10 protein-coding genes are annotated in these 15180 nt (G+C 54.0%); 5 read left to right on the top strand and 5 right to left on the bottom strand.

What is annotated here, in order from left to right:
* Positions 1–5 precede the first annotated feature (5 nt).
* Both ABSH60_RS04715 and ABSH60_RS04720 read right to left on the bottom strand, forming a co-directional pair.
* A complete protein-coding gene (locus tag ABSH60_RS04715; RefSeq protein WP_056781419.1) occupies positions 6–1049 on the bottom strand; it encodes a substrate-binding domain-containing protein in 1044 nt (347 codons plus the stop codon).
* A gap of 94 nt (positions 1050–1143) precedes the next feature.
* The gene (locus ABSH60_RS04720) at positions 1144–2124 is read right to left on the bottom strand and encodes a TIM barrel protein (protein ID WP_122097389.1); all 981 of its coding nucleotides are present in this window, start codon (positions 2122–2124) and stop codon (positions 1144–1146) included.
* Positions 2125–2450: 326 nt separating this feature from the next.
* On the opposite strand from ABSH60_RS04720, the gene ABSH60_RS04725 reads away from it, so the two are divergent.
* Together ABSH60_RS04725 and ABSH60_RS04730 are read left to right on the top strand one after the other, a co-directional pair.
* Positions 2451–4238, top strand: coding sequence for a methyl-accepting chemotaxis protein (locus tag ABSH60_RS04725; protein WP_390972925.1), 1788 nt, complete (start codon positions 2451–2453; stop codon positions 4236–4238).
* Between the two features lie 176 nt (positions 4239–4414).
* Positions 4415–5197, top strand: a complete 783-nt coding sequence (locus tag ABSH60_RS04730; protein WP_056781426.1) for a CatB-related O-acetyltransferase — start codon at positions 4415–4417, stop codon at positions 5195–5197.
* A gap of 161 nt (positions 5198–5358) precedes the next feature.
* On the opposite strand, the gene ABSH60_RS04735 is transcribed toward ABSH60_RS04730, so the two are convergent.
* Complete coding sequence (locus ABSH60_RS04735) at positions 5359–6516, bottom strand: amidohydrolase (protein ID WP_390972927.1); 1158 nt, start codon at positions 6514–6516, stop codon at positions 5359–5361.
* Between the two features lie 233 nt (positions 6517–6749).
* On the opposite strand from ABSH60_RS04735, the gene ABSH60_RS04740 reads away from it, so the two are divergent.
* Both ABSH60_RS04740 and dcuR read left to right on the top strand, forming a co-directional pair.
* Positions 6750–8375 carry a DcuS/MalK family sensor histidine kinase gene (locus ABSH60_RS04740; RefSeq protein ID WP_390972929.1) on the top strand — a complete coding sequence of 542 codons (1626 nt, stop codon included), beginning with the start codon at positions 6750–6752 and terminating at the stop codon, positions 8373–8375.
* Positions 8372–9091: a two-component system response regulator DcuR gene (dcuR, locus tag ABSH60_RS04745; protein WP_122097384.1), complete on the top strand. Its 720-nt coding sequence runs from the start codon at positions 8372–8374 to the stop codon at positions 9089–9091. The genes ABSH60_RS04740 and dcuR overlap by 4 nt, the downstream gene beginning before the upstream one ends.
* Here dcuR and ABSH60_RS04750 read toward each other — a convergent pair.
* Together ABSH60_RS04750 and ABSH60_RS04755 are read right to left on the bottom strand one after the other, a co-directional pair.
* The gene (locus tag ABSH60_RS04750) at positions 9085–10044 is read right to left on the bottom strand and encodes an FAD:protein FMN transferase (protein WP_390972931.1); all 960 of its coding nucleotides are present in this window, start codon (positions 10042–10044) and stop codon (positions 9085–9087) included. The two genes, dcuR and ABSH60_RS04750, sit on opposite strands and share 7 nt — an antisense overlap.
* A gap of 61 nt (positions 10045–10105) precedes the next feature.
* Positions 10106–12883 carry a flavocytochrome c gene (locus ABSH60_RS04755; RefSeq protein WP_390972933.1) on the bottom strand — a complete coding sequence of 926 codons (2778 nt, stop codon included), beginning with the start codon at positions 12881–12883 and terminating at the stop codon, positions 10106–10108.
* A 700-nt stretch (positions 12884–13583) separates the two neighbouring features.
* Here ABSH60_RS04755 and ABSH60_RS04760 point away from each other — a divergent pair.
* Complete coding sequence (locus tag ABSH60_RS04760; RefSeq protein WP_056781442.1) at positions 13584–15095, top strand: anion permease; 1512 nt, start codon at positions 13584–13586, stop codon at positions 15093–15095.
* Positions 15096–15180 lie beyond the last annotated feature (85 nt).

Below are 15180 nucleotides of genomic sequence, written 5' to 3' on the forward strand. Positions count from 1 at the left end.
CTGACTTATTTTTGCTGTGCCAGCAGCTGGCGCAGTTTGATGTTGTCTTTGGTAGAGAAGGCATCAACGTTGTCTTTGGTGATTAACGCCTGCGGCGTAGACACCACGCGGGAAATTTTCTGGCCGCTGATAAGGCGCAACACCACTTCCATCGCCACCTGACCGGTCAGCACCGGGAAGCTGTCCACGGTACCGGTCAGCTCGCCGCGTTTAATCGACGCATAGGCATCAGAAATCCCGTCGGTGCCAAATACCGCGACCTGTTTGGATTTTCCGGCAGCGGCCACCGCCTCGACCACCCCGAGCGCCATGCCGTCATTGTTGGCGTAGAAACCAATTAAATCAGGATGTTGTTGCAAAATGGTCGCGGCAGCGTTGTAGGCATTCTCGCGGCTCCAGTTGGCTGGCACGCTGGCCACCACGGTGAATTTTCCGCCGGGCTGAAGGGTTTCTTTAAAGCCGCGCGTACGCTGAGCGGCGGCGTATACGCCAGGCTGCCCTTCGATGACGGCCACTTTCCCGCCTTGCGGATGTTGTTTGATAAACCAGTTGGCGACGCGAACGCCGTTATCCTTTTGCACATTACCGACGTAATGTTCCGCATTAGGCATAACCGCATCGTTGACGTTAACCACCGCGATGCCTTTGCTTTTGGCGGATTCATACGCCGGTTGCAGGTTGGCATCGGTTTGCGGAGAAACCAGCAGGCCGTTGAAGCCCTGCGAGATCAGCGTTTCAGCGATAGACAGCTGACCGAGCTGATCGTCTTCGTTAGCGGCGGCCTGATATTCGACGGTAAACCCGTATTGCTTCGCCGCGTTTTTGTAGCCTTCGCCCAGCGAGCGCCAGTATTCGTTGGTCAGCGTTTTAGACACACCGCCAATTTTGAGGTTTTTATCTACCGCCGGCATCGGGCCGTATTTAACGCCGAGCTGCGTCCAGTCAGTGCGATCGGGCTCGGTGTCGGACTGTAACGGCGCTAAATCTGCGGCGTAAACGCTGGTGCAAAGCAGTGTAGAGGTGAGTACAGACAGTAAGAGTTTTTTCATTATCTGACCTTCGGTTGTTATTTTTATGGTTGTCACAGCGAAGCGCTGTGGCGGGTACTTTTGCTTTCCGGCTGGTTTTGATTCAATTAATCTTTTACTGCGCCAGCATCACGTCGTTGACGATCTGCTGTGAGGCAACGGCGTCCTGCCTGCTGATGGCGTCATTCAGCGCCGGATTGTTTTCGAGTTTTTCGCACAGTTTCAGTAAACGGATCACCGTGGCGATATTGGTTTCCGCTTCGCGTACCGGATCCAGACCGCTGGCGTCCGGGAAGGTATCGAAGTAATACGCGCCTTTATAACCGTCGCGTTTCATTTGCAGCAGAAACTCCAGCGTGGCGCGCGGGTTGACCGAGCCGACCATCAGGCCGTCGTCGCGTTTTCCCCAGCCGTCGTTGAGATCAAGCCCCAGCAGGCGTGAACGGCGTGCCACCATGGCGGCCGCAAATGCCGGAATTTCGTTGGCAAATAACACGTGTGCGAAATCCAGCGTAATGCCTAAGTTCTTGCAACCCGCCTCTTCAACGGCCAGCAGGCAGGTCGTGGCATTCGGGAAAATGCTGTAAGCCCGCGGTTCGTTGGGTTTGTACTCAATGCTGACGTCAATGTCCGGGGCATATTCCGCCACTTCGCGCACCGCGCCGACCGCGTCTTCCCACATTTTTTTGTAATCGGCCTGGAAGCAGTAATCAAAACCGTCCTGCCCCATCCACAACGTCATGATGCTGGCACCGAATTCGCGCCCGGCGTCGATGCCGCGTTTGGTGAGTTCAATCGCCTGACGGCGGATCTTAGGGTCCGGGTGGGTGAATGCGCCGATTTTGAATTGCGGAGCATCCCAGCGCATCTGCATCCCGTTAACCGCCAGCCCGACTTCCTCGATTTTCTGACGCATCGTCTTGATATCATCGGTCATATGCTGCGGATAGTTGAGGTCCAGATGCGTCAATCCTTTAACCGTAGCTGCACGTTCGATCATTTGCAGCACTGAAGGTTTGCCTTTCAGTTCCGGCCAGTAAAGATAAGCCCCCGAGGCAAACGAGTTCAGACGTGTGGCAAATTTAAGTTCTGACATGGGGTGTCCTTTAAAATCGATTCGTAATGTACTTTCCTGCTTCACATTATTTCGTAAAGTAGTGCATTACTATCATCAGGCGAAAAAAGCCGCAAGATCCCCTGCCGGATTTGTGATCAGTTTTGAGAGGTGATTCACGAAATAGATGAACAATATGGCTTCGGCATACGCGGACAGGGAATGACTCTGAATACGGCAGCTTTCCCCGCTGAAATAGCAGGAAGGTGATGCTGCGCCCTACAAACGCCCGTTTTTTGTGACCTGCTTCAAGTTTCTCCGTTTACTGTCGATACCCAGATCTTAAGATTCCTTTCAGGGAAATGCCCATGCTTAAGACCCTTCGTTCGCGCATCATCGTGGCCTGCATCTCGATTGTGATTTGCTCGCTGGCTATCAATACGTTCCTCAGTTACACCGTCGCCAATAAATACAACAGTCAGGCGACAGACAGCACGCTGAACGCGCTGACATCAAGCCATACGCAAGGGATCAGCGAATGGGTCAGCGCCAAAACGCAGATGATTGTTTCACTGCAACCCGTGGCGCTGACGGCGGATCCGATACCGGTAATGAAGCAGATCGCAACGGCGGGAAACTTCGCCAACGTTTACGTCGGCTATGCCAATAAAACCGCCAAATTCTCCGATCCGACCGGCGTACCCGCCGATTACGATCCGACAGGCCGCCCCTGGTACAAACAGGCCGAAAGCGCCGGACGTCCGGTGGTCACCCCGCCGTACATCGATGCGGGCACCGGCAATCTGGTGGTGACTTTCGCGGTGCCGGTGATGGAAAACGGCGCGCTGAAGGCGATTGTGGCGGGGGACGTTTCCATGGACAGCGTGGTCAATAACGTCAATACCATTCACCCGACGCCGGAAAGCTTCGGCATGCTGGTGGACAGTGCCGGCACGATCATCGCGCATCCCGATGCAAAACTGGCGCTGAAACCCTTCACTTCTCTGGCGGAAGGCGTGGACCTGCCACGGCTGTTTGCCGCCAGCGCGCCGTCGGATATTCTCATGCACAAGGCGGTAAAACGCGTCCGCGCCCTGCCGGTTGCAGGTACGGACTGGTTTACGCTGGTCATTGAAGACAAGAAAGAATCGACGGCGGGCATGCGATCCCTGCTGACCTCCTCGGTGATTGCGCTGATGGTGATTGTGCTGCTGTCGGCGGCGGTTATTGGCCTTATCATCACCAAAGCGTTTCGTCGCCTGTCTGCCGTGCGCGATACGCTCAACGCCATCAGCTCCGGCGAAGACGATCTGACGCAGCGCTTACCCACCGACGGGCATGACGAAGTCACGCAAATTGCTCATGCGTTTAATACCTTCGTCGATAAGCTCAGCAAGGTGATGGCTGAAATCCGCACCACCAGCGAATCGGTGAAAGTGGCGGCGGATGAAATTGCGGCCGGAAATAACGATCTGTCCGGCAGAACGGAATCCGCAGCGGCCAGCCTGCAACAGACGGCGGCGTCACTTGAGCAAATCACCGCGACCGTCTCACAGTCCGCCAGTTCGGCCAGACAGGCCAGCGAGACGGCGAAATCGGCATCGGAAGCGGCGTCACGCGGTGACATCGTGGTGAACAAAGTCATGACGACAATGGAGAGCATTGAAAGCGCATCATCGAAAATCGGTGACATCACCGGGGTTATCGACGGCATCGCTTTCCAGACCAATATTCTGGCGCTCAACGCGGCGGTGGAAGCCGCACGGGCAGGCGAACAGGGGCGCGGTTTTGCCGTGGTCGCCAGTGAAGTGCGCAGCCTGGCACAGCGCAGCGCGCAGGCAGCGAAAGAGATCAAAGGGCTGATCGAATCCACCGTCAGCAGCGTGGCGTCCGGTTCTGCGCAGGTTCGTCTGGCAAGCAGCAGCATGAGCGAGATTGTCAGCAACGTGTCTAACGTCAGCAGCGTGATGCTCGACATCACCCATGCCTCCGAAGAACAGATGCAAAGTATTCACGAGATTAATCGCGCCATCACACAGCTGGACGGCATGGTGCAGCAGAACGCCGCGATGGTTCAGGAATCTGCCGGTGCCGCCTCAGCCTTGCAGCAACAGGCAACCGGACTGGCGGTCGCGGTCGGGCATTTCAGGGTCTGATCATCCCGCCTGACTGAAACGTTCATCACCGCCCCCGGACCTCATCCTCCGGGGGCTTTCCTTCTGCGCACTCCTCAGGTTATTCCCGCCGGCCTCAGATTTGGGTTATGTCTGTTTTATGCTAGGATTATGTCAGGAATATATAAAAACAGCGTCTAACCTTTGAGGAATAAGGAATGAAGTACCCCATTGAGTTTCGATGGACTCAAAAACATGAGGATTATTGTTTACGACATAAGGTCCATCTTAAATTCCCGGAAATGGTGGAAGGGATATATAAAAAGAGAAATATATTCCTTTTTAAAAAAGGGGAGAAAATAAAATTTAACGCGGATGTTTGGGTCGAAGAATATGCCGCCATGCCGCGGAAAAGTTTCTGTTCGATGGGCGCCTATTCCTACGCGTGCAGTAAATTACCTAATAACCTCACCACCGGGCGATTTTGCAGCCTGGCGGCAGGCGTGCGGATTATGGGGCCACAACATCCCATACACCGGTTTACGACCAGTCCGCTGACGTACCATGATTTCTTCTCGAAGGTGGCGCAGGAGCAATTCGGGGAAACGCTGAACATTGCGGGGTTCGACTATATGCCGCCCGCGACGGTATTAGGTCATGATGTCTGGGTGGGTGAACACGCCGTATTAAAAGGCGGCATCACTATCGGTAATGGCGCCATCGTTGCGGCCAATGCAGTGGTCACCGGCGATGTACCGCCTTACGCCATCGTCGGCGGTATTCCGGCTAAGATTATTAAATACCGCTTTGCGCCAGACATCATCGAGCGCCTTCAGGCAATGGAATGGTGGGATTATAAAATTACCGATCTGCCGGATGTCACCCAGTCCGATGACATTCTTTATTTCATCCAACAGATGGAAGAAAAAATAGCCCGTGGTGAAATAAGTAAACATCAGTATAAAATCATGAATATCGCGCAGGAACTGGCGAGGCTATAAAAACAGCAAGACTTTCATTACTTCAGTTTCAGACCTGTCAACAAAGCCGGTGATTTTTAATCCCTCAATCCCGGCTTCTCAACATCATTTTGCGTACGTTAAAAGCCCGGCCAATAGCCTTACCGAAGGGGTTGCCCGTTCTCATTAACCGGCAACCGGCTTCAGGCTTTAAGTTCCCGTTCCACCAGAGTCGTCAGCACGCTGATGCCCAGAGGAATGATGTCATCGTTAAAATCATAACGCGGGCTGTGCAGCGAAGCGGAAGGCGTGTCGCCATCGGCGCCCAGCCAGAAGTAGGCGCCCGGACAGGCTTCGAGCAAATAAGCAAAATCTTCAGCGGCCATCGACGGGGCATTGTTGAAATGCACCTGAGTAATGCCCGGCGTGTTTTCAGCCGCATCACGTAAAATCACCGCCTGCGCCGGATGGTTTTGCGTGACAGGATAACCAAACTCCCAGCGCACCTCACCTTTCACCCCGTACGGCTGCGGCACGGCGTTGACGTATTCTTCGATCAACCGCCAGCAGGTTTCGCGCGTCGCGCGGCTCAGGCAGCGCAGCGTGCCGGACATGTGCAATGTTTCGGGAATGACGTTGATGGCTTCGCCCGCCTGAAGCTGCGTCAGGCTGATCACCGTCTGTTCCAGCGGCGACAGACGACGTGAAATCAGACTTTGCAGTGAGAGGATAAGCTGAGCGCCCGCCACCACCGGATCGGCCCCCAGTTCAGGCATCGCCGCGTGACAGCCTTTTCCGGTCAGCGTGATGTAGAAGTTATCCTGCGAGGCCATCATCGGTCCCTGACTGACCGCGACTTCCCCGACCGGCAATCCCGGCCAGTTGTGCAGCGCGTAAACCGCCTGCATCGGAAAACGTTCAAACAGCCCTTCTTTCACCATCATCTCACCGCCGCCGACGTTCTCTTCCGCGGGCTGAAAAATGAAATGTACGGTGCCGCGAAAATGCCGGTTTTCACTCAAATGGCGCGCCGCACCGAGCAAAATAGCGGTATGACCATCGTGGCCGCAGGCGTGCATCAGACCGGGGTTTTGCGAGATGTGTTCGAAATCGTTCAGTTCCTGAATCGGCAAGGCATCGATGTCAGCACGCAAACCAATGGACGGGCCGTCGCCGTTGCGCAGCGTCGCCACAATGCCGGTTTCGGCAATTCCGGTGTGCACATCAAGGCCGAACGACAGCAACAATTCGCTGATGATTTTCGACGTGCTGTACTCTTTCAGACCAAGCTCCGGGCGGGTATGGAAATCCCTGCGCCAGATTTTCGCCTGTTCAATAATTTCTGGGGAAATGACTGCCATAGATCCTCTGTACTGACCTGAATTCATGCCGTTGAGATTCGCTCATCAGCCATTTGCTGGTTCAAAGTATCACATTCGCGGGCGAACGCAGAAAGGTGAAATTCGGCCCTTCATAGAACTCGCGCCCTGAGAGAATTTTAGTGCATTAACCGCAGGATAAATGCCGGATTGGGGTAGACGTGTCAGCCGCAAACATAGACCATAAGCCATCAATAATGGTTACCGGGGCTCCAATGAACGACTCGCCGCACCCCGTGCGTAAGCACCCCATGAAACTCAGCACCTCCGTCAGCCTGATGTTAAGCGCCGTGATTATTTCCGTGCTGCTGGTCGTGCATCTGCTGTATTTCGTTCAGGTCAGCGACACCGCGCGCGATGGTGTGAAAGATAAGGCGCTGGCCGTGGCCCGCACGCTGGCGGATGTGCCCGAAATCAGGCACGCCCTCACCCTGCCGCCGGACAGCGGAATCATTCAGCCCATCGCCAGTGCGGTGCAAAAAAGAAACGACCTGCTGTTTGTGGTGGTCACCAATATGGACGGCATCCGTTATTCACACCCCAATCCGGACGTGATTAATCACCATTTTATCGGTAACGACATCGATCCGGCGTTGCTGGGCAAAGAGAATGTCTCCATCAATAAAGGCACGCTGGACAAAGCGTTGCGGATATTTACGCCCGTCTTTGATGATAATCATCACCAGATTGGCGTCGTGGCGATCGGTATCTCGCTGGTAAAAGTGACCGAGCAGGTTGATAAAAGTCGCTGGAGTATTCTGTGGACGGTGCTGTTCGGCATGATGGTCGGCGCACTGGGCACCTGGATTTTAGTGAAAATGCTCAAGCGTATTTTGTTCGGGCTTGAGCCTTACGAGATTTCGACGCTCTTTGAGCAGCGTCAGGCGATGTTGCAGTCGATCAAAGAAGGCGTGATCGCCATCGATGATCGTGCGCAGGTGACCCTGATCAATCAGGAAGCCCGGCAGATGTTTCTGGAAACCGGCACGGAGATCAACCCCCGCCCTGAGCACAATCAGCCGCCGCAACCGCTTATCGCCACGCTTTGCGATGTGATGCGAAGCGGGATTGCCCGCCGCGATGAAGAGATCAATTTTAAAGGCCGTTTTCTGCTGAGCAACACGGTTCCCGTGCGCAGCAATGACGTTATTATTGGCGCCATCTGTACTTTCAGGGATAAGACCGAGGTCAGCCAGTTGATGCAGCGCCTGAGCGGCATGGTAAACTACGCCGATTCGCTGCGTGAACGCTCACACGAATTCATGAATAAGCTGCATGTTATTCTCGGGCTGCTGCACATGAAAAGTTACACGCAACTTGAAGATTACATTCTCAAAACGGCCAATAACTATCAGGCGGAAATTGGCTCCTTACTGTTGAAAATCAAATCACCGGTGATTGCGGGTTTCCTGTTAAGTAAGATTAACCGCGCTTCGGATACGCGCCATCTGCTGACGCTGAGTGATGACAGCTTTTTACCCGATAACACCAATGAGAATCAGGTCGCGGCGCTTATCACCGTGCTGGGTAATTTGATTGAAAATGCGCTGGATGCCCTTGCCGGGCAGGCCGATGGCGAAGTCAGCGTGTTACTGCATTATCAGAATGGCTGGCTGGCCTGCGTGGTCAGCGACGATGGCCCCGGTATCCCGCCAGAAAAACTGGAGGCCATTTTTGAAAAAGGATTCTCGTCGAAAGGCGAAGAGCGCGGCGTCGGGTTATTCCTGGCAAAACAACAATTAGAAAACCTTGGCGGAACGATTGCCGTTGAGTCTGAACCCGACGTTTATACTCAATTTTTTGTTCAACTTCCGTGGGATGGTGAGAGGAAAACTGCATGATCAATGTGCTGGTAGTCGATGATGACGCAATGGTCGCAGAGCTCAATCGCTGCTACGTGGGCCAGATCGCCGGGTTTACGTGCTGCGGAACAGCCTCGACGTTACAGCAGGCCAAAGAGATGGTACTCAACAGCCAGTTGCCGATCGACCTGATCCTGCTGGATGTGTATATGCAGCAGGATAACGGGTTAGATCTGCTGCCGGAGCTGAGAAATGCCCGACGCCCGGTGGATGTGATTGTCATTTCTTCCGCCGCCGACGCGAAGACCATCAAGAAATCGCTGAACTACGGCGTGGTGGATTACCTGATTAAGCCGTTCCAGTTCTCCCGCTTTGAAGAGGCGCTGACCGGCTGGCAGCAGAAGAAAGCGCTGATGGATAATCAGCAATATTACGAGCAGTCGGACGTTGACCGGTTAATTCACGGCAACAACCCGGCGACGGCGGACACCAAAAAACTGCCAAAAGGTTTAACGCCGCAAACGCTGCGCACCCTGTGTCTGTGGATTGATGCCCATCCTGATACGGAATTCTCAACGGATGAGCTGGCGCACTCGGTGAACATTTCGCGCGTTTCCTGCCGTAAATATCTCATCTGGCTGGCGGACAGCCATATTTTGTTCACCAGCATTCACTACGGGGTGACAGGCCGGCCGGTGTACCGCTACCGGCTGCAGGCGGAACACTATTCGTTGTTAAAACAATACTGTCAGTAAAGGGTGCGGAAACTGTTATCCAGCAGCGTGAAGGTAAACTGACGCTGTGAAGAGAAAATCACCTGCTGATCTTTGGTGACAAAAATGGCCTCGATCTGCGGAATATTTTTCAGGCAGGCGAGGCTTTTTTCGACGCCCATGCCGTACAGCAGCGTGGTGTAGATGTCGCCGTCGATCGAATCATCCGAAATGACGGTCACACTGAGCAGTTCGTTATCCAGCGGATAGCCGGTTTTAGGATCGAGGATGTGATGGTAGCGCTGCCCCTCAGATTCAAAATAACGTTCGTAAATACCGGACGTCACCACTGATTTGCCCTTCACGTTAATCACACCAATCAGCGCATCAGGCGTTGAAAATGGCTTTTTTAGCCCTATCGCCCAGGCCCCTTCGGCACCCGCGCCCAGCGTCTGCACATTCCCCCCCAGATTGATCAGCGCATCCGTGACCTTTTCCTGACGCAGATAATCTCTCACGACGTCGGCGATATACCCCTTGGCAATCGCCCCGAGGTCAATTTCCATTCCGGCTTTCTGCAAAAAAACTGAGCGTGAGGGTTCATCGAGAATGACGTCATCCGGATCGGTCAGCGCAAGCAGCGCCTGCAGATCGCTGGCGTCAGGCACGCTGTGGCCGCTGAAGCCGATTTTCCAGCGTTTCACCAGCGGGCCGATGGTGAAGTTGAAACTGCTTTCCGGCAGCTGGCTGACCGCTTTGGCGCAACGGATCAAATCAAACACCGGCGCGCTGACCACCACCGCATGGCTGCCCGCCGCGTGGTTGATTGCCATGACGTCGGAATCGCGGCGGTTAACCGTGAAGATATTTTCCTGCTGTTTAATAAGGCGGAAAACGCGCGACGCCAGCCCCTCGTTATGATCAAACAGCTTGAGAAGAATGGGTGAGCCCATCAAAACAGCGGAATAAGCATAAATACGGGTGTCTGGCGTCATAGAAAATACCTGAACTGAAGGGGGAAACCTGCGCCGCAGCGAACGACGCAGGAGGATACCGTTACCGCATCGCATGTCTGGCGGCATTACGTCCCGCCAGAATACCGAAGATGATGATATCTGCAACGGCATTCCCGCCGATGCGGTTAGCACCGTGGATGCCGCCCGCCACTTCACCGGCCGCAAACGCGCCGCTGATCACCTGCTCCTGAGTATCCAGCACGCTGGTGTCGGTGTTGATCGTCACGCCGCCCATGGTGTGATGAACGCCCGGTGCGATGCGGATCGCGTAGAACGGCCCCTGATTGATCGGGTGGCGCAACGCGGTTTTACGACCAAATTCCACATCGTCTTGCTTATCAACGGCCACATTGTAGCTTTCCAGCGTGGCGAGCAACGCGTGATGATCCATCTCCAGTTTGGCTGCCAGCTCGCGCGGGTTTTCAGCGCTGATAACAAAACCGCGCGCGATGTATTCATCGGCCGCTTTATTGTTCAGGCGGATTTGCTCATCAAACACCACATAAGCGAATTTCTCCGGCAGGCCGATAATGTTGGCGGACACTTTGTCACGGGTTTCCATCTCATTGAAGAAACGCTTGCCCGCCTGGCTCACCAGAATCGCACCGCCGCCGCGGATCGCCTCAGAGATCAGATAAGAGGTGGTTTGCTCAACGGTCGGGTGGATCTGAATTTCGCCCATATCCACGGTACCCGCACCGATTTTCTGCAAAATCGCGATGCCGCTGCCGGTCGCGCCTTTGTGGTTAGTGGTCACGAAACCCTCCAGCTCAGGACGGTATTTCACCACCATTTCGCTGTTGGCACTGAAACCACCGGTCGCCACAATCACGCTTTTGGCATTAATGACCAGCACTTCATTGTCGTCGTTGAGCAGATCCACACCCTGCACCGCGCCGTCGTGGTAACGGATTTCAGTCACTGAAGTATCCAGCATCACGTCGATGTTGCGTTGGTTGAGGTTCTTCACCAGACCGCTGATCAGGAAGCCGCCGACGGCGCTGCGATCGGCCGGACGGTGCGTGCGGTCGATGCTCATGCCGCCGGTGATGGTGATATCGCTCAGCTCAATGTTGTGCTCTGCCAGCCAGTCGACCGCCTGCGGGGCGCGCTCGACGAACTCTTTCAGCAGCACGGTGTTGTTTCTGAACTGGCCGCCTTTGAGGGTTTCCTGATAGAACAATTCTTTGCTGTCTTCAATGCCTTTGAGTTTTTGATAGCGCGTGTCAGCGGCGTTCATACCCACCGACGCTTTAATGGTGTTGCCGCCGATAGTGGACATTTTTTCCACGATCAGAACCCTGGCACCTTCGTCACACGCCTGAATCGCCGCCGCCAGACCGGCACCGCCGCTGCCGACGACAACCACATCGTAACTTTGTGGTTCAGACAAGCTGCCGCCCTCTTCCAGCAGCTGTGCTTTGCAGGATTTGGCGATCGCTTTGGAGACCGCTTTTTTCACCGCTTCACTCTGTTCCGTCGCGCCGGTGACCGCATCAACGTGCGGGCTGTTGGCGTCGAGGATCCGGGTGCGGATGACGTCGAAGCTGGTGGTAAATTCTACGTCGATATCACCGGCGGCCTGCAGTTCGATATCGGCGATGCGATCCGTTTCCAGACTGACGTTAATCGCCAGTTCGTTAAGCGGATCTTGTACTTTTTCACTGAATACGCCGGCTTTGAATTTTTTAGACGTCATGCTCATGTCGCGGATCATCGCGTCAACCAGTGAGAAACGCCACAGCGGCTCAGGAATGGTCAGTGCTTCGCGTTGCGTGCTGTCGATGAACAGCTCGAGTTTCTGGTCAGCCGCAATCCGGTCAGTCCAGTCGGGATAGGCAATGCAGGCTTTGCCGATGGCGATCATATCGTAGCCATGTTCCATCGCCCGTTCAGCATCGGCTTTATTCACGATACCGCCCACACCCATTACCGGAATTTTCGCCAAACGGTCTGAACGCATCGCGACGTATTTGTCGATGAGCGGCGTCGGATCGGTGGTATCGACGATAGAAGGACGCAGTGAATAGCCCAGCGAGAAGTGCAGATAATCCAGCCCGCGTGCCGCCAGCTGTTCCAGCAAATACATCGTATCGGCAAAGCGGATGCCCGGCTCTTCAAGCTCTTCCGGCGAGAAACGGTAGCCGATGATGAAGGAAGAATCGGCGTGTTTTTTCGCCATACTGTGCGTGATATCGAGGATCGCCAGCGGGAAACGAGCGCGATTTTCACGGCTTCCGCCCCACTGATCGTCACGCTGGTTGGAGTTAGGTGAGAAGAACTGCTGGATCAGGTAAGTGTTAGCGCCGTGGATTTCCACACCGTCAAAACCGGCTTCAATCGCCCGGCGAACGCCTTCACCGAATTTGGTGATCATCGCGTCCACTTCAGCGGCGGTCAGCGCGACCGGCGTTGCTGCGCCGTCACGGGGCGCAGCCAGTGCGCTTGGCGCTACCGGTGTCTGGCCGCCAATCAGCTTCGGCTCGCTCATGCGGCCGCCGTGATAAATTTGCAGCACCGCTTTGGAACCCTGAGATTTTACGGCTGCGGCGATTTTTGCCAGACCATCGATTTTGCTGTCGTTGTCGATGCCAATCGCACCGGGGAATGCCAGGCCTTTGTCATCAATAAAGCAGCACTCGACGATCACTGTACCGATGCTGCCGGCGCGGGCGCGGTAATACTCCACCAGTTCGCTGGTGACGGTGCCGTCATAAAAGCCGGTACAGGTGGTCATGGGTGCCATCAGCACGCGGTTTTTCAGGACGGTGCCATTTGGCAGAGTGAACGGACTTAATAATTGCGAATTATGGCTCATAATATTCAGCTCCAAACTTTAAAATGTTTAATAATCTGTGAATTCGTTATCGGATTTATTTTATTAATTTTATTTACGCCCGATGTCATAGGAGTAATATAACGATATCTTTAGTTTCAAAAGGTGTAACGTTAGTTTATTAACTATTTACCCATGAATAGAATGCAGCCATTATTAAATTAATGTTAACCATGTTATTAAACGATCACATTAATTTAAATTACGAGCTCTTTTGCCTTTAATTAAAGGCGTAAACATTACATTTGCAGGGCGATATCAGGCTTCAACGTACGGCACGCCGGGACTGGGACTGATGGATTCGTGCTATCGGAAGGGGCAGGTAAAAGGCAAATTGACTACTCCTATTTTCACCCGGTGCAGAAGATCAAAATAACCCTGCTCAGCAGCAGAAATAAACGCCATAAAAATAACGCCAGCATCCATTCTCATTCTCTTTTCTTAAATTTACACAGCTCCGTACTTTCTTGATCGAGATCAACAGTAATAAATGGAGAAAACGCATTATATAAACATTTCCTCCCTCTTACGGGGAATAAGTAATACCTAACTCAAATAACAATAATGGAGCAGTTCGCATGCCACCATTAAATAACTAAAGAAACTTGAGTAACTAAAAAAAGCATAATCATCTTACCTATGTATCAGCAAACCTATTCTCAACTACTTGTAGACAAATAAAATGACAGATATTTCAAAAACTACGGTTACACCGCAGGCGAACAAAGCGGCGGGTGGCAAAAAAAACCGCCTGCTTCTGATGTTTTTGCCTGTGCTGGTTGCAGTGTTGTTGTTACTCACGCCAGTCCCTGACGGTTTAGAGCCCCATGCCTGGCATTTCTTTGCCATCTTTGTCGGCGTCATCGTCGGTCTGATCTTCGAACCTTTACCCGGTGCCGTAATCGGCCTCACCGGCGTGGTGGTTATCGCGTTGTTCAGCCAGTGGTTGCTGTTCAGCCCGGCGGAACTCGCCGATCCGAAATTCAAAATGGCGTCGCAGTCCTTTAAATGGGCCGTCAGCGGTTTCGGTAACTCAACGGTATGGTTAATCTTCGGCGCATTCATGTTTGCCGCAGGCTACGATAAAACCCAGTTTGGCCGCCGTCTGGCGCTGATTCTGGTGAAATATCTTGGCCGCCGCAGCCTGACGCTGGGCTACGCCATCACCTTTGCCGATCTTTTGCTGGCCCCTTTCACTCCGTCAAACACCGCACGAAGCGGCGGCACGATCTACCCGATCATCGCCAACCTGCCGCCGCTGTACGGTTCCAAACCGAATGATCCGAGCGCGCGTAAAATCGGCTCCTATCTGATGTGGGTGGCAATCACCGCAGCCTGTATCACCAGCTCCATGTTCCTGTCTGCACTGGCACCTAACCTGCTGGCGCTAGGTATTGTGAACAGCATCACCGGCATCAATATCTCCTGGGGAACGTGGTTCTTCGCCTTCCTGCCGGTGGGTTTGCTGCTGCTGCTGACCATGCCGCTGCTCGCTTACTGGTTCTATCCGCCGGAAGTGAAAATCAATGATGAAGTCCCGCGTTGGGCCACCGCAGAACTGGCGAAACTGGGCAGAATGTCTCGCCACGAGATCCTGCTGCTGGTCTTCGTATGCTGCGCATTAGCTATGTGGATTTTTGCCGCCAGCTTCATTGAACCGGCCATGGCGGCGCTGCTGGTCGTGGTGCTGATGTTGTGGACCGGCGTGCTGAACTGGAACGATATCACCAGCAATAAACCTGCCTGGAACACCTTCGCCTGGTTCGCCACGCTGGTGGCACTGGCTGATGGCTTGTCCCGCACCGGCTTCATCGCCTGGCTGGGTAAAGAAGGCGCGGCCACCATGGGCGGTATCTCTCCCGGAACCGCGACTATCGTGCTGCTGCTGGCGTTCTATCTGCTGCACTACCTGTTTGCCAGCACCACGGCACACACCACTGCCCTGTTGCCAGCCATGCTGACCATTGGTGCCGCCATTCCGGGCATCAACATGCAAGTGTTCTGTCTGCTGATGGTGACGTCTCTGGGTATCATGGGGATCATCACACCGTACGGCACCGGCCCGAGCCCGATTTACTACGGCAGCGGCTATCTGCCAACCAAAGATTACTGGCGTCTGGGCACCATCTTTGGTGCCATCTTCCTGGCGGCACTGCTGCTCATCGGCTATCCGTGGATGATGATGATGTTCTGACAGGGGCGATAACCCCTCTACAAAGCATTAACAGTACATTTACTGGAAGAAAACATATAAACCCCGTTGCCAGCCTGTGTATAAG

The sequence above is a fragment of the Rahnella sp. R3(2024) genome, from assembly GCF_042920125.1.
GTDB classification, from domain to species: Bacteria; Pseudomonadota; Gammaproteobacteria; order Enterobacterales; family Enterobacteriaceae; genus Rahnella; species Rahnella rivi.